The sequence below is a fragment of the Nitrospirota bacterium genome (genome assembly GCA_040757335.1).
Lineage (GTDB): Bacteria > Nitrospirota > Nitrospiria > 2-01-FULL-66-17 > 2-01-FULL-66-17 > JBFLXB01.
In genome coordinates this window covers 13638-34482 of record JBFLXB010000010.1, presented here as the reverse complement: position 1 = coordinate 34482, position 20845 = coordinate 13638, and the positions used below count along the sequence as shown (strand labels likewise).

At 63.8% G+C, this 20845-nt stretch carries 18 protein-coding genes; 2 read left to right on the top strand and 16 right to left on the bottom strand.

The features are described 5' to 3' along the window. Positions 1-51 precede the first annotated feature (51 nt). The 4 genes from AB1451_07330 to AB1451_07315 form a co-directional block, all read right to left on the bottom strand. Positions 52-936 carry a CoB--CoM heterodisulfide reductase iron-sulfur subunit B family protein gene (locus AB1451_07330; GenBank protein ID MEW6682722.1) on the bottom strand — a complete coding sequence of 295 codons (885 nt, stop codon included), beginning with the start codon at positions 934-936 and terminating at the stop codon, positions 52-54. Further along, entirely contained in the window at positions 933-1877 is a 945-nt protein-coding gene (sdhB, locus tag AB1451_07325; protein MEW6682721.1) for a succinate dehydrogenase iron-sulfur subunit, read from the bottom strand. Before sdhB ends, AB1451_07330 begins: the two co-directional genes overlap by 4 nt. Positions 1878-1931: 54 nt before the next feature. Further along, on the bottom strand, positions 1932-2354 hold the full coding sequence (locus AB1451_07320; protein MEW6682720.1) for an acyl-CoA thioesterase: 423 nt from the start codon (positions 2352-2354) through the stop codon (positions 1932-1934). 205 nt (positions 2355-2559) lie between these two features. Continuing rightward, complete coding sequence (locus tag AB1451_07315; protein MEW6682719.1) at positions 2560-3684, bottom strand: Xaa-Pro peptidase family protein; 1125 nt, start codon at positions 3682-3684, stop codon at positions 2560-2562. 107 nt (positions 3685-3791) lie between these two features. Between AB1451_07315 and AB1451_07310 the strand changes: the two genes are divergently transcribed. Further along, a complete protein-coding gene (locus AB1451_07310; GenBank protein ID MEW6682718.1) occupies positions 3792-4652 on the top strand; it encodes an inositol monophosphatase family protein in 861 nt (286 codons plus the stop codon). Between the two features lie 18 nt (positions 4653-4670). Next, entirely contained in the window at positions 4671-6350 is a 1680-nt protein-coding gene (locus AB1451_07305; GenBank protein MEW6682717.1) for a tetratricopeptide repeat protein, read from the top strand. 147 nt (positions 6351-6497) lie between these two features. On the opposite strand, the gene AB1451_07300 is transcribed toward AB1451_07305, so the two are convergent. From AB1451_07300 to AB1451_07245, 12 genes are all read right to left on the bottom strand, one after another. Then, positions 6498-7940, bottom strand: coding sequence for an NADH-quinone oxidoreductase subunit N (locus tag AB1451_07300; GenBank protein ID MEW6682716.1), 1443 nt, complete (start codon positions 7938-7940; stop codon positions 6498-6500). 16 nt (positions 7941-7956) lie between these two features. Then, a complete protein-coding gene (locus tag AB1451_07295) occupies positions 7957-9492 on the bottom strand; it encodes an NADH-quinone oxidoreductase subunit M (protein MEW6682715.1) in 1536 nt (511 codons plus the stop codon). 242 nt (positions 9493-9734) lie between these two features. Continuing rightward, complete coding sequence (nuoL, locus tag AB1451_07290; GenBank protein MEW6682714.1) at positions 9735-11666, bottom strand: NADH-quinone oxidoreductase subunit L; 1932 nt, start codon at positions 11664-11666, stop codon at positions 9735-9737. Positions 11667-11694: 28 nt separating this feature from the next. After that, the gene (nuoK, locus tag AB1451_07285; protein MEW6682713.1) at positions 11695-11997 is read right to left on the bottom strand and encodes an NADH-quinone oxidoreductase subunit NuoK; all 303 of its coding nucleotides are present in this window, start codon (positions 11995-11997) and stop codon (positions 11695-11697) included. After that, positions 11997-12500 carry an NADH-quinone oxidoreductase subunit J gene (locus tag AB1451_07280; protein MEW6682712.1) on the bottom strand — a complete coding sequence of 168 codons (504 nt, stop codon included), beginning with the start codon at positions 12498-12500 and terminating at the stop codon, positions 11997-11999. The genes nuoK and AB1451_07280 overlap by 1 nt, the downstream gene beginning before the upstream one ends. Continuing rightward, positions 12500-13051 (bottom strand): NADH-quinone oxidoreductase subunit NuoI, encoded by a 552-nt coding sequence (nuoI, locus tag AB1451_07275; GenBank protein ID MEW6682711.1) that lies wholly within the window; start codon positions 13049-13051, stop codon positions 12500-12502. Before nuoI ends, AB1451_07280 begins: the two co-directional genes overlap by 1 nt. A 167-nt stretch (positions 13052-13218) precedes the next feature. Further along, the gene (gene nuoH, locus AB1451_07270; GenBank protein ID MEW6682710.1) at positions 13219-14250 is read right to left on the bottom strand and encodes an NADH-quinone oxidoreductase subunit NuoH; all 1032 of its coding nucleotides are present in this window, start codon (positions 14248-14250) and stop codon (positions 13219-13221) included. Continuing rightward, positions 14247-16922, bottom strand: coding sequence for an NADH-quinone oxidoreductase subunit NuoG (gene nuoG, locus AB1451_07265; GenBank protein MEW6682709.1), 2676 nt, complete (start codon positions 16920-16922; stop codon positions 14247-14249). The genes nuoH and nuoG overlap by 4 nt, the downstream gene beginning before the upstream one ends. 17 nt (positions 16923-16939) lie before the next feature. Next, entirely contained in the window at positions 16940-18241 is a 1302-nt protein-coding gene (gene nuoF / locus AB1451_07260; GenBank protein ID MEW6682708.1) for an NADH-quinone oxidoreductase subunit NuoF, read from the bottom strand. Between the two features lie 6 nt (positions 18242-18247). Then, entirely contained in the window at positions 18248-18769 is a 522-nt protein-coding gene (nuoE, locus tag AB1451_07255; GenBank protein MEW6682707.1) for an NADH-quinone oxidoreductase subunit NuoE, read from the bottom strand. A 57-nt stretch (positions 18770-18826) separates the two neighbouring features. Beyond that, positions 18827-19999, bottom strand: a complete 1173-nt coding sequence (nuoD, locus tag AB1451_07250) for an NADH dehydrogenase (quinone) subunit D (GenBank protein ID MEW6682706.1) — start codon at positions 19997-19999, stop codon at positions 18827-18829. Positions 20000-20337: 338 nt separating this feature from the next. Further along, on the bottom strand, positions 20338-20844 hold the full coding sequence (locus AB1451_07245; protein ID MEW6682705.1) for an NADH-quinone oxidoreductase subunit C: 507 nt from the start codon (positions 20842-20844) through the stop codon (positions 20338-20340). Position 20845: the final 1 nt, after the last annotated feature.

Below are 20845 nucleotides of genomic sequence, written 5' to 3'. Positions count from 1 at the left end.
CCTTCTGCAAGGGAAGCTGGGCGACCCGGCAGTCGCCCTATGCCCGGTCGATTACGAGGTCGGCGACGCGATTTTACCCATCGCCTTCGTCACCGGAACCATGTGGCGCGACAATCCGAGGTCCTGCTCCGAGAGACCGAGGGCAAGGCCGACCAGTTGCGGAAGGTGAAACACCGGCATGTCCAAACGCTCGCCGCGCTGGCGACCGGCGCGTTCCTGGTAAATATCCAAACTCATGTGGCACAACGGACACGGGGTCACCATACAGTCGGCGCCCTCGCCTTTGGCCTCGGCGGTCGCGTTTCCGCCCATGGCCAGCGCCATTGGTTCATTCTCCAAGACCAGCGGAAATCCGCAACATTTGATCCGGCCGCTGTAGTCGATGCGCTCCCCACCCAACGCGGTGATCAACTCCTCCAGCGACGTGGGGTTGTTCGGATCGTCGAGCCCCAAATCCTTGGACGGGCGCAGGATATAACAGCCGTAAAACGGGGCCACGCGCAGCCCGGCCAACGAACGTTTGACCGCTTGACGCAGCTTCGACAGCCCCACGTCTTGAATCAACACCCACAGGAAGTGTTTGACGTCGACGGTGCCGCGGTACGCGATCCCGTCGGGCGCCAGCATTGCATTGACCCGATCGCGCGCCGCAGGGTCCTCCTTGAGCGTCTTATTCGCATTCGCCAACACGCCCTGGCAGGTGCCGCAGATGGTCAAGACCGGCAGCCCCTTGGCTTCCGCCTGCGCGAACGTCCGGGCATTGATGGCCAGGCTCAGGTCGGCGTCCCCCTCTCGAACGACGCCCGCTCCGCAGCACGCCGCGCTGGTCATTTCGTCCAGTTCGATGCCCAGCAGCTTGGCCACTTTGACGGCCGACTGATAGAGCTCGGGGCAAGCGCCTTTGGCGGCGCAGCCTGTGTAGAATGCGTACTTCATTTGGAGGTCTCCCTGGCATCGAACAGGCGGCGGATCTCCCGGATGCCCGGGATCGGCCGGTGAAACCACGCCGGAACTTTGCCTTTCAGAAACATTCTGATCCCGAGCGGAACGATGGCGAGCATCCGCCGCAGGTTCGGCCACACCATGGCCACCGGCATCCGTGCCTCGTTGAGTCGGCCCTCGCGTCGCACGATCGCCATGAACGTGGTGATGTGCCTGGCGCCGGGGTGGTCCGTCAGTCCCTCTCGCAGGGCCTCGCGGCGTAGCCGAATGATCGCTTCCATGGGTTTGACGTCCTTGGGGCAGACCTCCACGCAGAAATTGCAGCGCACGCAATCCCAGATCCCATGTTCGCCGCCCAGCGACTCCAGTCGGTCGCGCGTCCGGCCCTCGCGAGGATCGGCGACGAACCGGTACGCCTTGGCCAGCGCGGCCGGCCCGAGAAAGCCCGGCGAGACCTCCAGACTCGAACAGGCCGACACGCACGCTCCGCACATGATGCAGGCGTCCACGTTGTGGAACCCGCCCTCGACATCTTGAGGGAGCGCCACGGCGTCACGGTTCGGTTTCGGGGTTAGGTACGGGGTGATCGCGCGGACCTTGCCCCAGAAGGGATCGAGCTCCACGGCCAAGTCTTTGATCACCCGCATCTGCCGCAACGGCCGCACCTCGATCCGCCCGCAGCGGTCGATCTCGTCTGCCACCAGCGTCTGGCAAGCGAGCCGCTCGCGGCCGTTGATGACCATCGGACACGATCCGCAGATGGCGCTCCGGCAGGAGGCGCGGAACGTCAACGAGCCATCCAGCTCGTGTTTGATTTGAAATAGGGCGTCGAGGACCGTGTTCCCGCGCCACGCCACGTCGAGCTGATACTCGCGCAGCCGGGGCGCGGCGTCGGTTTCGGGATTGAACTTCTGAACCTGGACGGTGGCGCGCATGGAGTTATCGCAGACAGGATAGCCGAGAATCCCAAAAACGGAACCCCACGCTCTTTAGGCCCGCCCCTCGGCTCGGCGTCGAGCCAACGCCTCCTCGAACAGACGACGTTCCTCGTCCGACGTCAGGCGCAAACCCGGCACCTGGACGGGTTGGCCCTTCTTGTCGATGGCCACGTAGGTGACGCGCGCGGTGCTGGTCTGTTTGCGCGTCCCGCTCGGCGGATCGTCCACGTACACGTCCACGACGACCTCCATCGACGTTCGCCCGACGTAGATCAAGCGCGCCTTCAGGAGCGCGATTTCTCCCAGCTTGATGGGATGCCGGAAATCCAGACGGTCGATCGACGCCGTCACGATCGGACCGTGGCAGTGACGATAGGCCACGATCGCCCCCACCAGGTCGATCCAGTGCATCACCCGGCCTCCCAGGACGTTGCCCAAGGGGTTAGTGTCGTTGGGCAATACGACCTGAACCATTTCCGACGCCGACTCGGCCACAGTTTTTTCAGAACGCAAACCCGCCACGTCGTCACGCCCTTACCAGCCGACTAGTCGGCTGGCGCCTGTTCAGGAGTGCGTCGGATGCAAGGCGGAGCGAGCACCGGAGCGGAGCGTACTGTGTGCGTACGTGAGCACCGGATGCGCAGCGACAACGCCGCAGACGGCCACTCATGAACAGGCTCTACAGTTCGAGCTCTTTGGGGAAGCGCGTGAGATTGATACCGCCGTCCGCGGTGACCAACACCATGTCCTCGATCCGCGCGGCGCCGATGGACGGATAATACAAACCGGGTTCGATCGTGACGACCTCGCCCGCCTGCAACACGTGATGGATTTTGCTCACGCGCGGGGCTTCGTGGATGTCGATGCCCACGCCGTGACCCGTGCCGTGAAAGAACCCCTGCATCCGGCCGTCTTTCAGACCGGTCTCGTATCCGTTGCTCCTGAAGCGCTCGCAGATCCCTTCGTGAATCGTCTGGCCGTCGACCCCCGCTCTGACCTGCGCCGCACCCCATTCCTGGGCGTCGAGCACGGTGTCGTACAACCGCTTCATGCCGTCGCTCGCGCGCCCCTTGACCACGGTGCGGCTCATGTCCGCGAAATACCGGCTACGGCTGGATCGCGGGAACACGTCGAAAATAATCGGCTGGTTCGCAAGCAACGGGCCCGACCCCTCGTTGTGCGGATCGCACGCGTCCAACCCGCACGCGACGATGGTATGCTGTGCGACGCAGTCGCGCTCCATGAGTTTGACGTTGATGATCTGTTTGATCCGTTCGGAAGTGAGCACGTCGCCGCCGACGTGAAGCACGCCGTTGCGGACGTCCGCGTCGCGAAGGGTCTGCATCGCCGCGGCCACGGCCTCTTCAACCGCCCGCTGGGTGGCGGAAATGGCTTCCACCTCGTGCGGCTGCTTGAGCACACGTTCTGGAAACAGCGGATCGGGCCGCACCGAAATCGCGTAGCCCATGCTTCGCAACAGATCCGCGTACTCGATCGGAAAATTTGCGGGGACATCGAGTTCCTTGATCCCGCGTTCACTCAAGAGCTCGTGGACCACGTGCACGGTCCGCGGCCGCTCGCTCAACTTGGCCTTGGCACGCTCTTCGTATGCCGTATACGAGAGGACCGTGTCGACCCGGGCCTGCGCCTTGGCTCGATCCATTTCCAGATCGCTCATGAGCATGATGGACTGGCCGCGATCGCGGAGGAACACAAACGCGTCGGGCGCCAGAAAGCGGGTGGCGTAGTAGAGGTTGGAGTCGACTTCGCTGGCGGCGATGATGAGCAGCGGTTTCTGTACCATGGGTCGCGTCCCATCCTAACACGGCGCTAAAAGCACGTCCAGACGAGCGCGGTTGTCTTCACGCGCGATCAATGCCATGATGGAGCAACACCGTTCAAGCCACGATCGTGACGGCACGTCCACCAGAATCATCGATCCTTGATGACGCCTCGCCCGCGTGGAAGGAGGCGATCGAGACGCGGTTCGCGGCGATGGAAACCGCGGCGCGCGATGCCGCGAGCGCCGTGTGGGCGCTCCGGGACCGTTTCGTCGCGGTAGAGAAACGACCGAACGACTGGGTGACCGACGCCGACCGGGCCGCGGATCGGATCATCCGCGCCGCCAAAGATGCACGGTTTCCCGAGGACGGATGGCTGTCGGAAGAAAGCCTCGTGGACTCGGTGCAAGGCGCGTTCACCTGGGTGGTCGACCCCATCGACGGCACGCGCGAGTTCGTCGAAGGCCTGCCCGAATACGCGGTGTCGGTCGGCCTGGTGTGGCGGCGCCGCGTGGTCGCCGGGGCGATCGCGCACCCTCCCAGCGGGGTCGTGATGGCCGGAGCCGTCACCACCGGCCGCCGACCGGCCGACACACGGACCCTGCCCGGCGCGCGTGCCGCCGCGACCGGTCTTCGCATCCTGGTCAGCCGCACCGACCTCTCCAAAGATCGTTTCGCGGGATGGAGTCCCGAGCTTCCGCTCACCGCCATCGGCAGCATCGCGTACAAGCTTGCCCTCGTGGCCTACGGGGAAGCCGATGCGGTCGTCAGCGTGACGCCGAAAAATCCCTGGGACATCGTCGGCGGGCTCGGGGTGTTGGCCGCCGCCGGACTCTCGCCGCGTTTCCTGGACGAACGCGACCATACCACGCCCGCCACCAACGAACGCCTCCCGCCGTTCATCGTTGCGCGAACTCCGGACATCGAACGACGCGTGTTGGCCGAAGCGCAGGCGCACGCCAAACGGTTCGCCGCGCGGGGATCCCGCTGACCTGACCGGAGCGAGTCGATGACCGGCTTCCATCGCGCAGCCCTCGTCGTCCTCCTGTTTGCAACCGTGTTTGCGTACCACGGTGCGCTGCGCAACGGTTTCGTGTGGGACGACTCCCACACCATCGTCAACAACCGCGCGATCGACTCGCTCAAGTCCATGCCGTCGTGGTTTACACGACCGGAAACCTGGAGCGCGCGATTCGAAGCCAGTTACCGGCCGGTGATTACCGCGAGCTTCGGACTGGACGTCGCATTGTGGGGCCGTAACCCGGCGCGGTTTCACGCCGTGAACATCGCGATCCACCTCAGCGTGATTCTGCTCACGTCGGTTCTGGCGATCCGGCTGTGGGGCCAGCCGTGGAGTGCCGTCCTCGCAGCAGGACTCGTCGCCCTGCACCCGATCAACGCCGAAGCCGTCAATTACGTCTCCGCCAGGTCTTCCCTGCTGTCGACCTTCTTCACGCTGGGGGCCGTGGCCGCGTGGGCTCGATGGAGCGACGGTCGCCCCGCCGCCATCAGGTGGCTTGCGGCCAGTTTGATCCTGGGCGGGCTGGCCTTGGGCACCAAGGAGACCTCGGTCGTCCTCCCGCTTTTAATCATCGTATGGGATCGCGCAACGTCGGATCGGGAGAGAAGTTTCGCGGCAACGATCCGCCAATCGCTCCCCTGGTGGGGACTCATCTCCGCCTACCTCGCATGGCGCACGTTCATTCTTTCCGGCAGCCAGACAGAACGCCTGATCGACGAGGGCATCTGGCAGCCCGCCCTGTTCGCGATCAAGATCTTCCTCACCTCGCTCTGGTCCTGGTTTGTGCCAATCGGCTCGGCCGTGGATCACGGGTGGCTGTGGCGGATCGCACCGACCGAGGGCGCCGTGCTCGTCGGGGGGATACTGGTTGCGGCGATCGCCACGCTCGTCGTGTACAGATTCGATCGCCGCATCGGCTGGTGCGTGGCCTGGTTCTGGGTCTCGCTCCTTCCCCTCGCCGCCCTGCCGTTGATCAGCCGGGTGACCCTGTATCAGGACCACCGCGTGTACTTAGCCGGAATCGGACTGGCTTGGGCAGGCGGTGAAGTGTTCCGGAGAATCGGCCACGCGCTGGTGAGCCGTCCGCCGCTCGGAGTGGGCGCCGGAGTGCTGACGGCCGCGTTGACCTCCCTCGCAGTCGCCGTGGACGCGGCCCGAACGTCGGTCTGGCGCGACGCCGACCGGCTCTGGGCGCACACCCTCGATCGGTATCCGACCAGTGTGCTGGCCCGCAACCACCAAGGGATGCGATGGTTGGAGGCCGGTGAGACGACCAAGGCCCGAGACGCCTTTGAGCAATCAGCCGCCCTGGCTCCTGATTTTGCCGTCACGCACAACTACCTGGGCATCGCCTACGCACAACTCGGTGATTTGGATCGCGCGATTGCGGAGTTCACCACGGCGGTTCGTCTCAGCCCGCTCTTCATCAACGCCCGACTCAACCTGGGCAACGCCTACGAGCGGACGGGTCGGTGGGATCTCGCGCTGGCCGCGTACGAGCAAGGCATCCCGGACGAGCCGTGGGTCGCGGACCTTCTCGAGCGGGCCGCCAAACTGCTGACGCGGATGGGTAGACGGGACGAGGCGCTGGCGCGCTACCAGAGAATCTTGCTGGTCGAGCCGAATCATCGAGCCGCACGGGCCGCGATCGGACAGTCAGCCCGCTAGGAATGTCCCACTACCGCGAAGCGGCGCCTGTTCAGGAATGCGTCAGATGCAAGGCGCCGCGAGCACCGCACCGGAGCGTACTGGGTGCGTACGTGAGGAGCGGAAGCGCAGCGGCAACGCCGCAGATGACCATTCCTGGACAGGCGCCTACGGAGCCTGCAGGATCGCGGCCTTCGTGTAATCGATCAGCGGGGTGGGGTAAATGCCGAAGAAGAGGATGGCGACCGTGGTGACGACCAGGGCAAACTGCGTGGCCGGGGACGTGGCCAGGTCAAACCGGCCCTCGGGCTCGCGCATGTACATGACCATGACCACGCGCAGGTAGTAGTAGGCGGACACGGCTGACAACAAGACCCCGATGACGGCCAGCCACGCCATCCCCGCCTCCACCGCGCCCATGAACACATAGAATTTCGCCACGAAGCCCGCAGTGGGTGGAATACCCGCGAGCGAGAACATGAAAATCAACATGATCAAGGCGGCGATGGGGTTGGTTTTGGCGAGGCCCGTGAAATCCGCGATCTCCTCCCCGCGCAGCGTGCCTTTGCGCAGCAGGATGACCACGCCGAACGCGCCGAGATTCATCACCGCGTAGATCATCAGGTACAACATCAGGCTCATCGTGCCGAGGCTTCCGCCCACGATGATTCCGATGAGGGCGTAGCCGGCGTGCGCGATCGACGAGTACGCGAGCATCCTTTTGATGTTGTCTTGCACGATGGCCACCACGTTACCGATGATCATGGTCGCGATGGCGAGCGTGATGAGGATCGGTTGCCAGTGCGCTTTGAGCGCGCCCAACGATTCGGCGAACACCCGCAAGAACACCGCAAAGCTCGCGGCTTTGGGTGCGACCGACATGTAGGCCGTCACCGGGGTGGGCGACCCCTCGTAGACGTCCGGCGTCCACATGTGGAAGGGCACGGCGGCCACCTTGAATCCGAATCCCACCACCAGGAACCCCATGCTCATGAACAGACCGGGGTTGTCCAACGAGCCCTGGGCGAAAAACGCCCCCAACGCCTTGAGATTGGTCGTCCCGGCGATGCCGTACAGGAGGGAAATCCCGTACAACAGGATGGCGGAGGAGAACGATCCTAGGATCAGGTATTTCGCCGACGCCTCGACCGACCGACTCTCGTGCCGTTTGAACCCCGCCAAGGTGTACAACGAGATCGAGAGCAGCTCCAACCCGAGATAGATCATGATCAGGTCGCCCGCGGACACCATGACCATCATGCCCGCGGTCGCGAGCAACACGAACGCGTGGTACTCGCCCAAGTGGATGCGCTCCACTTCCAGGTACGTCATCGACAGCAGGATCGTCAGCGCGCCGGCGAGGTAGACCAACACCTTGAAATACGCGGAGTAGGGGTCGAGCACGAACATCCCGGAGAACACGTCGGTTTCCACGTCAGCGAGCTTCCAACTCCCGTAGCAGGCGATCAACAATACGCCGATCGCGAAGTACCCCAGCTTATCCTTCTGCTCCTTGGGGATCACCAGATCAAAGAGCAGGAGCGCGCACGCGCCCGCGGTCAACACCATCTCCGGGGCGATCGCCATCAATTGCATCCACGAAAATTCCATCATGCCCTCAACCGTGCTATGAGGCGAAAGCGGCCCGGACCATGCCCCACAAGTCGGACCACCCCAAGCCCGCAACATCGCCGCTCGTCAGCCGGGTCTGCTCGAGCAGGTGATCCACCGACACGTGCAGAACATCGAGCAACGGCGCCGGGTAGACTCCGATCCAGAACACCGCCACCGCGAGCGGGGCCACGGTCGCGAGCTCTCGCAGATTCAGATCAGGATGGCGGGCAATCTTGGGATTGACCTCGCCGAACGCCACGCGCTGCACCATCCATAACATGTACACGGCGGCGAGAATGATGCCGAGCGACGCCGCCACAGCGAACACGGGGTACGTGATGAACGCCCCCAACAACACCAGGAACTCTCCCACGAAACTATTGGTCCCTGGCAACCCCAAAGATGACAGCGAGAAGATCACCAGCATGGCGGCATAGATCGGCATGGTCTTGGCGAGGCCGCCGTAGTCCGCGATCAGGCGGCTGTGCGTCCGATCGTAGACCAGGCCCACGCACAGGAACAGGGCGCCGGTGGTGATTCCGTGATTGACCATTTGCAGCATCGCGCCCTCGATGCCCTGCACCGTGAACACAAACAGGCCGAGCATGACAAACCCCATGTGGCTCACGCTGGAGTAGGCGATGAGCTTCTTGAGGTCGCTCTGAGCGAGCGCCATGTATGCCCCATAGATGATCGCCACCACCGAGAGCACCAGGATCAGGGGCGTGAACAGGGCCGACGCCTGGGGCAACATGGGCAAACAGAACCGGATGAATCCGTACCCTCCCATTTTCAGGAGCACGCTGGCCAGGATCACGCTCCCGGCCGTGGGCGCTTCCACGTGCGCGTCCGGCAACCAGGTGTGGAACGGAAACATGGGGACCTTCACCGCGAACGCCAGGAAAAACGCCAGAAACACCCAGAACTGGAATTGCGGGGAATACGGTTGTCCCATCAACGCCGGGATCGAGAACGTGTGGCCGCCCGCGAAGTACAACGCGATCATCGCGACCAGGAGCAAGAGCGATCCGGCCAGGGTGTAGAGGAAAAACTTGATCGCGGCGTAGATCCGGTTGGGTCCGCCCCAGACCCCGATGATGAGGTACATCGGGATCAACATGGCCTCCCAGAACACGTAGAACAGGACGAAGTCCAACGCCACGAACACGCCGAGCATGGCGGTCTCCATGAGCAGGACGGACGCCATGAACTCTTTGACCCGTTTCTCGATGGACCGCCACGAGCATAGGATCACGATCGGCGACAGAAAAGTCGTCAGCAGCACCAGCAACAGGCTGATCCCGTCCAGGCCCACCGCGTACTCGATATTGAACGTGGGGATCCAGTCGTAGCGTTCGACGAACTGGAACGCGTGGCTGCCCCGATCAAAATCCGACCACAGGGGAAGCGATGCCAGCAGCGCCGCGACCGTCGCACCCAGCGCCGTCCACCGCACGGCTTCCACGTCGCGCAGCGCCAAAAGCACCAGCGCCCCCACCAGCGGCAGAAAGACCACCAGAGAAACTATCGGGAACGAAGAGTCACCCATTCTCTTTTCCTGCTTGCCTTTGACTCTTTGCGTCTCCGGCGAAGCCGAGCCTGTTCAGGACTGCGTCAGATGCAAGGCGGAGCGAGCGCCCGCACCGCAGCGTACTGGGTCGTACGTGAGGCGAGTGGCGCCACGAAGAAGTGGCGCCCAAGCTACGAGCGCCGCCGAGACGGTGAGGCGGCCGTGGCACCTTAAGAGAGCGACAACGCCGCAGATGACCAGTCATGGACAGGCTCCCACCACTACCGCAAGAGGTAGACGCCGACGACCAACACCGCCCCCACCGCCATAAACAACGCATAGTGCTGGAGCTGCCCGCTCTGCATCACCCGCAGCACGGTACCCCACGCTTGCGTGACCCGGGCGACGCCGTTGACGGCGCCATCGATCACCAACACGTCGATCACTCTCCACAACGCCTGAGCCGCGGCCACGGTGGGGCGCACGAAGAGGCGGTCGTACACCTCATCCACGTACCACTTGTTGAGCGACAGGCGGTACAAGCCGGCCGCGGATGCGGCCAGTCGGCCCGGCAGCTCAGGCGAACGCACGTAGAACAGGTACGCGAGCCAGACCCCGGCCGCTGCCACCAGCACCGAGACCAGCATCAGCGCGTACTCCAGCGCGTGGCTCTCCGCGTGCACTGCAGCCGGGTGCGCGTCGAGTACGGGAGCCAAGAACGGGCCGATGGCGTTCAGCCCTTCGACCGGGACCCCCACCCAGCCCGACACCAACGAAAGCACCGCCAACGCCACCAACGGAACGGTGATTACCGCGGGCGACTCGTGGAGGTGATGTCGCACCTCCTTGGGAACGTGCGACGTGCCGAAAAAGACCGAAAACACCAGCCGGAAAATGTAAAACGCGGTTAGAAACGCGGTGACGAGCCCGATGAACCAGAACGCCACGCCCACCCCGCCCGCTGAGAACGCCTCCCACAGAATTTCGTCTTTGGAGAAGAAGCCCGCGAAGGGCGGGAGCCCCGCGAGCGCGACCGCGCCCGCCACGAACGTCCAGTAGGTGATGGGCATGGCCCAGCGCAGCGCGCCCATCCGCCGCAAGTCCTGCTCCCCCGCCAGCGCGTGGATCACACTGCCGCAACCCAGGAAGAGCAACGCCTTGAATGCCCCGTGCGTGAGCAGGTGGAAGATCCCGGCCGTGTACGCCCCGAGGCCGCAGGCCATCATCATGTACCCGAGCTGGCTCACGGTCGAATACGCCACGATCCGCTTGATATCGAACTGCGTGATGGCGATGGTGGCCGCAAAAATCGCGGTCAAGCCGCCCACCCAAGCCACCGCGTCCATAGCCACGGGTGAGAGGGAAAAGATCGGGTTTAAGCGGGCCACCAAGAACACGCCGGCAGTCACCATGGTGGCGGCGTGGATCAACGCCGAGATCGGCGTGGGACCCTCCATCGCGTCGGGCAACCACGTGTGCAGCGGGAGCTGTGCGGACTTGCCGATCGCCCCCACGAACAGGAGCAGCGCGATCAGGGTGATCACGCCGACCTGCCAATCGCCGCCGGCCCAGCCCAGGAGATTCACGGTCCGCCCCGCGTGATCCGGGGCGAGTTGGAACGCAGTCGCGTAGTCCAGGGAGCCGAACGTCACGAACGCCAGCAAGATCCCCAGCCCGAACCCGAAGTCGCCGACGCGGTTGACCACGAACGCCTTGGTCGCGGCGTCGCAGGCGGACTTGCGTTCGTACCAGTGCGCGATCAGAAGATACGAACACAGACCGACCGCCTCCCAGAACACGTACAGTTGCAGGAAGTTGTCGGCCATCACCAGCATCAGCATGGAGAACGTGAACAACGCGATGTACGAGAAGAACCGCGCGTACCCTTTGTCCCCGTGCATGTAGCCGACGGTGTAGAGGTGCACCAGCCCGCTGACCGTGGTGACGAGCAGCAGCATCACCGCGACGAGTTGATCCACGTACAGCGCGATGTTCACGCGCAACGAGCCCGAGGCGATCCACTCGTATACCGTGACGTGCAGCGGCCCGCTCCCCGAGGCCACCTCGAAAAACACCATCACCGACAGCAGCCACGAAACTCCGACCGCGGATACTGCGACCCAATGCGCGCGATCGCTGATCCACTTCCCGAGCAGGCCGGTGATCAGGAACGCGAGGAAGGGCAACAATGGGATGAGGACAAGCGAGGCCATTACGGGTTCCCCGGGCGCGATACCGGTATCACCATTTCATCAAACTGATGTCTTCGACGTTGATGGTCGAGCGGTTGCGGTACAAGGCGATGATGATGGCCAGGCCGATCGCCACTTCGGCGGCCGCCACCGTCATCACGAAGAACACGAACACCTGGCCGGTGATGTCCTGGAGGTAGTGGGAGAACGCGACGAAATTGATGTTCGTCGCGTTGAGCATCAATTCGATCGACAAGAGAATGATAATGATGTTCTTGCGGATCAACACGCCCACCACGCCGATCACGAACAGCACGGCGGACAGCGCAAGGTAGTAGGACAGGGGCACCATCAGGGTTGTACGACTCGCTTGGCCAAGACGATCGCGCCGATCATGGCCACCAGCAACACCAGCGAGGCCACCTCGAACGGCAGGAGGTAGGTGGTGAACAGGGCTTTGCCCACGGCCTCGGTGTTGCCGATGGCTTGGATCTGCGCGGGCGTGTACGCGCCGATCGCGGGCTGAAACCGGGTGCGAAACAAGATCAGGACCAGTTCGGTCAGAATGACCGCGCCCAACAGCGCCCCCAGCAGGTACTGTTGGTGGTAGCGCTCCTCGCGCTTGAGGTTCAACAACATCACGACGAAGAGATACAGGACCAGGATCGCGCCGGCGTACACCAGCACCTGAATCGCGGCGATAAACTCCGCGTTCAGCAGGACGAACAACCCCGCCACGTGAAAGAACGTGATCAACAAGGACATGGCGCTGTACACGGGGTTGCGAAGCGTCACCACCAGTGCCGCGGTGCCCACCACGATCGCGCCGAAATAGAAGAACAGGACCTGAGCCATCAATCGGTCTCGGCGTGCGTGGGATAATGTTTATTTTTGACCTTGTCGAGGTACCAATCGCCCTCGATCGACCCAAGGTACGCGGGCTTTTTCCCGCGGACCGGGAAGCAGCGGTCACCGTTGGCCAGCAGCTGCTCCTTGTCCAGGAACAACGTCCGCTTGTTTTCGGACGCCCACTCGAACTCCTTGGTCATGGCCAATGCATCGACCGGACATGCGTCCACGCAGAACCCGCAGAACACGCAGCGCGTGACGTCGAAGGTATAGGTCTTGGCGTAGCGGTTGAGCGGCCGGTCCGGTTCCTCGGCGCTGACGACCTTGATCACGCCGGAGGGACACGCGATCTCGCAGAGCGCGCAGCCCACGCACCGCTCGGTCCCATCGTCGTAACGCAGGAGCGACATGATCCCGCGGTAGCCGTCGGGCAGTTTGGGTTTGGTGTGCGGGTACTGTTGCGTGATCGGCTTGTGGAACAGGTGACCGAAGGTCAACGCCAGCCCCTTGAGGATCTCGCCGAAAATGACTTTGTTGACCGCGTTCGCGAGCGACATGGCGCAACCTCTTCTAAGAGAGTATCCCCGAGGCCGATGACCGGAGCCGGTTCAGGAATGCGCCAGATGCAAGGCGCCGTGAGAACCGGACCGGAGCGTACTGACTCCGTACGTGAGGACCGGAAGCGCAGCGGCAACGCAGCAGATGGCCATTCATGGATCGGCTCCTAGTTCATCCAAAAGTACGCGGCGATGGACGTAATCAGAATATTCGCCAGCACCAGCGGGATCATCACTTTCCACCCAAAGGTCATCAGCTGGTCGTATCGCAGGCGCGGCAGGGTCCCGCGGATCCAGATGAAGAAGAACAGGAACGCGTACACCTTGAGCAGGAACCACACGATGCCGGGAACGAAGTCCAGGAACGGGAACGGCGCGTGCCAGCCGCCGAGGAACACGACCGTGGCGATACAGGACACCAGGATCATGTTGCCGTACTCCGCGAGAAAGAAAAACGCAAACCGCATCCCGCTGTACTCGGTGAAGAAACCCGCCACCAGCTCGCTTTCCGCCTCCGGAAGGTCGAACGGCAGGCGGTTGGTCTCGGCGACCGCCGAAATCGTGTACAGGACCAGCGCAACGATCTGCGGGAACGGGAGCGCGAACGCGTACCAGTGCCAGAAGCCCCCGGCCTGCGCCTGGGAAATCTTGACCAGCGACAGCGACCCCGCCATAAGCAGGACCCCGACGAGGGACATCCCGAGCGCGAGTTCGTAGCTGATGACCTGCGCGGCCGAACGCAATCCTCCGAGCAACGAATACTTGCTGTTGGACGCCCACCCGCCGAGCAGGATGCCGTAGGCGCCAACCGAGGACAACGCCAGCAAATACAGGATGCCGATGTTGAGGTCCGTGATGAACGGCCGGAATTCCAACCCAAAGAGCTCGACCTTCCCGTCGCCCCATGGAATGACGGCAAACCCGATCAGCGCCGGGATCAGCGAGAGGATGGGCGCCAGCGTAAAGATGATCTTGTTCGCTCCGCTGGGAACGATGTCTTCCTTGAGCAGAAGCTTGATGCCGTCCGCGATCGGCTGCAACAGTCCGCGCGGGCCCACCTCCATCGGTCCCATCCGATCCTGCATCCAGCTCAACACTTTCCGTTCCGCCAAGGTCAGGTACGCGACGTGAATGAGCACCGTCCCCATGACCACGCCGATGGTGAGCAAAATCACCACGATCTGTCCCACTCCACTCATCGCTCGATCTCCACCGCCACCGCGGCGTCGCCGAACACCGGTACCCGCGTGAGGGGGTTGACCTCTACGCCGACCAGGTCGCGCACCGCGTCCGAATAGTGTTCGGGAAACAAGACCTGTCCCGGTCGCGCCTTGGAGCTGACCCTGACTTTGACCGAAGCCGAGCCCAGGCGGGATCGCAGGCGCACGGTCGATCCATCACCCGCGCGCAGCCTGACCGCGTCGTCCGGGTGCATCAGCAGAACGCCCTGGTGCGGCGCGTTGGCCAGCACCTCGGACCGCGCAAGCAACGCCCCGGATCGAAACAACGATCGCGTGATGGTCAGGTGGAACGGATACTCCGAGGTCCCGTCAGGCGCCGCGCCCACCGCGAATCGCCGCTCCATGTCCCGAGCGTATCCGCCGGCGAGGTACCCTTCCAAGGCCGACGGGTGGACTGCGCCGGGATGACCGGCCGCGGCTTTGGGCGCCAGCGCGGGCGCCACGCGCGCGATCTCGGCCGTCACGTCGCGCGGACCCGCGTAGGCAAGGGGATACCCCATCGCCCCCGCGATTTCCGAAAAGATGTCGATGTCGGGGCGCGCCTGCTCCATCAGTTCCACGGCCTGTTTGCCCCGTTGCGCCCGTCCTTCTTGGTTGGTCCAGGTCGCCTCTTTCTCCGCGAAACTCGCCGACGGCAGGCACACATGCGCCCATTCGGCGGACGGCCCCGCGAACGAGTCCTGACAGATCAGCAACTCCAGCTTCTCGAGCGCCCCGCGCAGGTCGGCCGACGCCGGAAGATCGCCCAGCGGGTCCTCGCCGACCAGATACAATGCTTTGAGTTTTCCCGAGCGCGCCTGCTCCAGCATGTCCATCATGGACCAGCCGGGGCCGGCGGGCAGTTCGTCCTTCCACAGCGCCGCCGTGGTCTGGCGGGCCTTGGGATCGTTCGCCGGCGCGAGGCCCGGCAAGTATTCCGGGGCCGCGCCCAGCTCCACCGCGCCCAGCTCGTTGGCCTCGTCGCAAACCGGGCACAGGCCGCAGCCGGGTTTGGCAAGTTTTCCGGCCGCGATCGCGAGATCCGCGATCAGGCGAATCGTGTCCACCGCCTCGGGAGAGCGCACGACGTCGCGTCCGAACAGGATGACGGCGCGTTCGGCCGCGGCGTACGCCGCGGCCGCGGCCTCGATGGTCGGACGGGATACGCCGCCGTGCGCCGCGATCGTGTCCCAGCTCACGCGGCCGACCAATTGCCGCACGCGGTCGAGCAGACCGGCCGGCAGCGCCGGATCGCTCTTGCCGGACTCGATCACGGCCTTGAGCATCCCCAAGACCACCGTGCGTTCCCGATTGGGTTTGGTGACCAGGGGATGCGCGGCGCGGTTGACCAGATTGCTCACGAACGCGCCGGGGTTGGTCCCATATCGCCCGATCGTGACCAGCGCGGCGCCGCCCATACGGGCCGCGTGTTTGACGCGATACGACAAGACCGGATTGGTTTCCGTGAGGTCCGCCCCGACCACGACGATGGTCTGTGCCCGGTCGATGTCCTCGTACGACGCGGTCATGCGTCCGTGGCCCACGATCTCCCGCAGCGCCGCCACCGCGTTGTGATGCCCCAGGCGGGCCGTGCTGTCCACGTGCGGGCTCCCGAGCACGAGCCGCATGAACTTCTGGAAGACGTAGACGTCTTCGTTCGGCGCCTGCGCCGAGATGATCCCCCCGATCGCGGCTCCGCCGTACTGCGTCTTGATGGCCGCCAAGCGCTTGGCTACCAGGGCGCTGGCTTCGAACCAGGAGGCGTCCCCCAGACGCCCCTCGCGCCGGATGCGCGGTTTGCGCAGTCGATCGGCTCGGTTCACCACGTCGAATCCGAAGTAGCCCTTGGCGCACAGATCGCCGTTGTTGCGGCCGCGCCCGTGGTCCGACGTGATCCGGAGCACCACGTTGTCGCGGCTCTCGACTTTGAGCCGGCAGCCGTCGCCGCAGTGCGGGCAGATGGTCTCGATCTTCTTCAGCTGCCAGGGGCGGTAGTCGTACATTGCGACCCGGCTGGTGAGCGCCCCGACCGGGCAGATCTGGATGCACCCGCCGCAGAACTCGCAGTCCAAATCGTGGCCGACCTGCGCGCCGATCTGAAGGGCGTTGCCGCGATCGCGCGAACCCAGGGCGCGCGAGTCCACGATCTCGTCGCAATACCGCACGCACCGCAGACATTGCACGCAGCGGGTCATTTCCTTGTCGATCAGCGGACCGAAGTACTCCTTGTCAAAGAAGCGTTTGGTCTCGCGAAACGCGCTGTAGTTGGGTGTGTACGCGTGCGATTCGTCCTGGAGCTGACACTCCCCGCCCTTGTCGCAAATGGGACAATCGAGCGGATGGTTCGCGAGGATGAACTCCAACACCCCCGCCCGCGCCTCCGCCACCTTGGGGGAATGCGTGGACACCACCATGCCCTCGGCGACAGGCAGGTTGCATGAGGTCTGCAGCTTGGGCGATTTTTCGATTTCGACCAGACACATCCGGCAATTGGCGTCGGGCTTCAATTTGGGGTGGTAACAGAAATGGGGGATGTCGGCGCCCGCATGTTTGGCCGCTTCGATGAGCAAGGTCCCCTTGGGAACGGTCACGGACTGGCCGTTGATCGTCAGCGTGACGGTGTTGGTCGCCACTGGGGTCTGCGTGGTCATGTCCGCCTCGTCACCGGTTAGTGCCCCGCGTGGGCCAACACGCGTTCACCCATTGGACAGCGCTTCTCGCGAATGTGCGCTTCATATTCTTCTCGGAAATGCTTCAGCGTGCTCAGAACCGGCGCGACCTCGGCATCGCCGAACGCGCAGACGGTTTTGCCCGCGATATTGCCGCACAGGTGTTCCAGTTGAGCCAAATCCTCGGCCCGGCCCTCACCGTGTTCGATGCGTCCGAGGATCGTGTGCAGCCAGCCGCTGCCTTCGCGGCAGGGCGTGCATTTGCCGCACGACTCGTGGTGGAAAAACCCCATGAGGTTGTAGGCGGCCCACACCATACACGTCGTCTCGTCCATGATCGTCACGCCGCCGGACCCGAGCATGGACCCGGCTTGTGCGACCGACTCGAAATCCAGTTTCACGTCGAGGTGCTCCGGGGTGAAGAACGCTGCGGACGCTCCGCCGGGGATGATGGCTTTGATGCGGTGCCCGTTGCGCACCCCGCCCGCGTGTTCCTCGATCAATTCGCGCAGCGGAATCCCCAGCGGGACCTCGTAGTTCCCGGGCCGGTTGACGTGCCCGCTCACCGAGAAGATGCGCGTGCCCGGACTTTTGGCCGTGCCGAGGGAGGTGTACCACTCCACGCCGCGGTTGATGATGTGCGGCAGGTTGCCCAGCGTTTCGACGTTGTTGACCACCGTGGGCCGCTGGTACAGCCCGTTGATCGCCGGAAACGGCGGCTTGGCTCGGGGCAGCCCGCGCTTGCCCTCGATCGATTCGATCAGCGCGGTCTCCTCTCCGCAAATGTAGGCCCCTGCCCCGCGGTGCAGCCAGACCTGGATCTCACGCCCGCTCCCGCAGACGTTCGTTCCGATGTAGCCCTTGGCGCGGGCTTCGTCCAAGGCGCGCGCCAGGACCTTGGCCCCCAGGGTGAATTCTCCCCGTATATAAATGTAGGCGACCTTGGCGCCGATCGCGTACGCGGCGATCAAGGTCCCTTCGATCATCTGGTGCGGATCGCGTTCGATCAGCTCGCGATCTTTGAACGTGCCCGGTTCGCTTTCGTCCGCGTTGACGCAGAGGTACTTGGGCACCGAGGGGTCTTTGGGGATGAAGCTCCACTTCGTGCCGGTGGGAAATCCCGCACCCCCGCGCCCGCGAAGCCCCGACCTCTTGACGAGGTCGATCACCTGTTCGGGCTGGTATTCCTTGAGGACCTTGCGGATCGCCTGGTACCCGCCGGCGCGCTCGTACGCCGCCAGATCCCCGGCGTAACCGGGCGTCAGGATGTTCTTCAGGAGAACCGGTTCGTACTTGGGCACGGTCGCCTATGCCATCTGCAGGGGGATGAGGAATGGACCGGACGCCAACGAGGACTTGCCGTCGCGTCTGAGATCCTCCAGGATCCGGTCCACCTTGTCCGTTGTCAGATACTCGTAGTACTCATCATTGATCTGCATCATCGGGCCCGCCCCGCACCCCGCCAGGCACTCGACCTTTTTCAGGGTAAAGAGGCCGTCGGGCGTGGTCTCACCCGCGGTGATGCCCAGTTTCTGCTCCAGGTGCCGGATCAGGCTCCCCGCCCCAACCAGCGCGCACGAGAGGGTTCGGCAGACTTGGATCAGGTACTTGCCGACCGGTTGCAGGGTGAACATCGTGTAGAACGTGGCGGTCTCGTACACCTGCACCGGGGTCAGCTCCAGGAGCACGCCGATGTCGGCCATCGCCTCTTCGCTGATGTATCCCTGTTCCTTCTGCGCGATGCGCAACGCCGCGAGCGTGCACGACCGCTTGTCGGGGTAGCGCGGGAACAGCTCCTGGATCCTGGTCTTGGCGGCTTCAGACAGCATCAACGCCTCTCCGGTAGCCGCGAAAGCGGAGCCCGTGGCCTTTCCTGGACGGGCTCATCAGCGGTCGCACTCCCCCATCACCACATCGTACGTGCCGAAGATCGTCACGATGTCGGCGATGAGATACCCCCTCGCCATATAGTCGAACGCGCCCAGGTGGACGTAGCTGGGCGAGCGGATTTTCAAGCGGTAGGGGTGGTTCCCGCCGTCGCTGTTGATGTAGAACCCCAACTCACCCTTGGGCACCTCGGTCGCGCAGTAGACCTCGCCTTTGGGCGCTTTGATGCCTTCACAAGCCATCTTGAAATGATGGATCAGGCTCTCCATGTCCACCATGACCCGATCCTTGGACGGAAAGGTGATGCCGGGCACGTCGATGGAGACCGGACCGTCGGGGAGCTTGTCCAGGCACTGGCTGATGATCCGCGCGCTCTGCCGCATCTCCTCGATGCGAATGAAGTAGCGATCGTAGGTGTCGCCGTTCTTGCCCAGCGGCACTTCCCAGTCCACGTCGGCGTAGGCGGCGTAGGGCTCGGCTTTCCGGATGTCGTAGTTCACGCCCGAGCCTCGCAGCGTGGGCCCGGTGAGGCTGTAGGCCACCGCGTCTTGGGCCGAGATGACGGCCACGTTTTTAGTGCGCGCCAGCCAGATCCGGTTGTTCTCCAGTAGCGTGTTGTATTCGGAGACGTTGTCCGGGAACGCTTTGAGGAACGCACGGAGCCGGTTGATGATCTCCGGCGTGAGGTCGTTGCTCACCCCGCCGATCGTATAGTAACTGTACGTCAGGCGCGCGCCGCACAGCTTCTCGAACAGCTCGATCAGGATCTCCCGTTCACGAAACGTGTAGAAAAATACGGTCATGGCGCCGATGTCGAGCGCCTGGGTGCCCAACCAGAACAGGTGGCCCGAGATGCGCTGCATCTCCGCCACGATGGTCCGGACGTATTCGGCGCGCGGAGGCACCTTGACCCCCAACAATTTCTCGACCGCCCGGACGTAGGCGAAGTTGTTGGTCATGGCGCAGACGTAATCGAGCCGGTCCGTCAACGTCACGATCTGCTGATAGGTCTTGCCTTCGGCAAGCTTCTCGGTGCCACGGTGGAGATACCCCAGGTGCGGCGTGGCTTTGAGAATCCGTTCGCCCTCCAGCTCGAGCACCACGCGAAGGACCCCGTGGGTGCTGGGGTGTTGGGGCCCCATGTTGAGCAACAGTTCTTCGGTGCGCAGCACCGCGCGATCGTCGGCCGGCGCTTCGGGCTCGTGGTAGATGACGCCGAAGTCGTCGCGCTGCCCGTTCGAGACCGGGCGCTGGGTCTTGGTAGCGTCAGCCATAAGTACACTCACCGGGAGCCTGTCTGACTAACCTGCGAGAGCGGAGCCTGTTCAGGAAAAGCCAGATGCCAGGCGCCGCTGAGCACCGGAGCGGAGCGTACTGAGTGCGTACGTGAGGCGAGTGGCGCCACGAAGAAGTGGCGCCTATCCACGAGCGCCGCCGAGACGGTGAGGCGGCCGTGGTACCGTAAGAGCGGCAACGCCGCAGATGACTTTTCATGGACAGGCTCCCAGCGTCATACGACTGAGGGCCCCTCACCCTTTGGCAAGAACTCGAACGTGTTGCGCCATCCCGTGCCCTCGGTGGGGTAGTCTTTCCTGAGCGGATGGCCGTCGAAATCGTCGGTGAGGAGGATCCGCCGCAGATCGGGGTGGTTGGTGAACTCGATCCCCATCAGGTCGTAGACTTCGCGCTCCATAAAGTTTGCGCCCGGCCACACCGATGTCACCGACTCGATGCGGCAGTCATCCTCGGACACCCGCGCTTTGAGCCTGACGCGGTGGTGCTTCTCGATGGAGCAGAGATGGTAAATCACCTCGAAGCGCTCCTCGTCGTCCGGGAAATCCACCGACAACACGTCGCTCAAGAGGTCGAACCGCCACGCGGGGTCGTCCCGCAGGGCCCGGCACACTCCCACGATGCGATCCTTGCGCAGGGAAACCGTCAACTCGCCGAAGGCTTCCGTGACATCGGTGATCGCACCGGGAAACCGGTCTTGGACGAATTGCGCCAGGGGATGCACG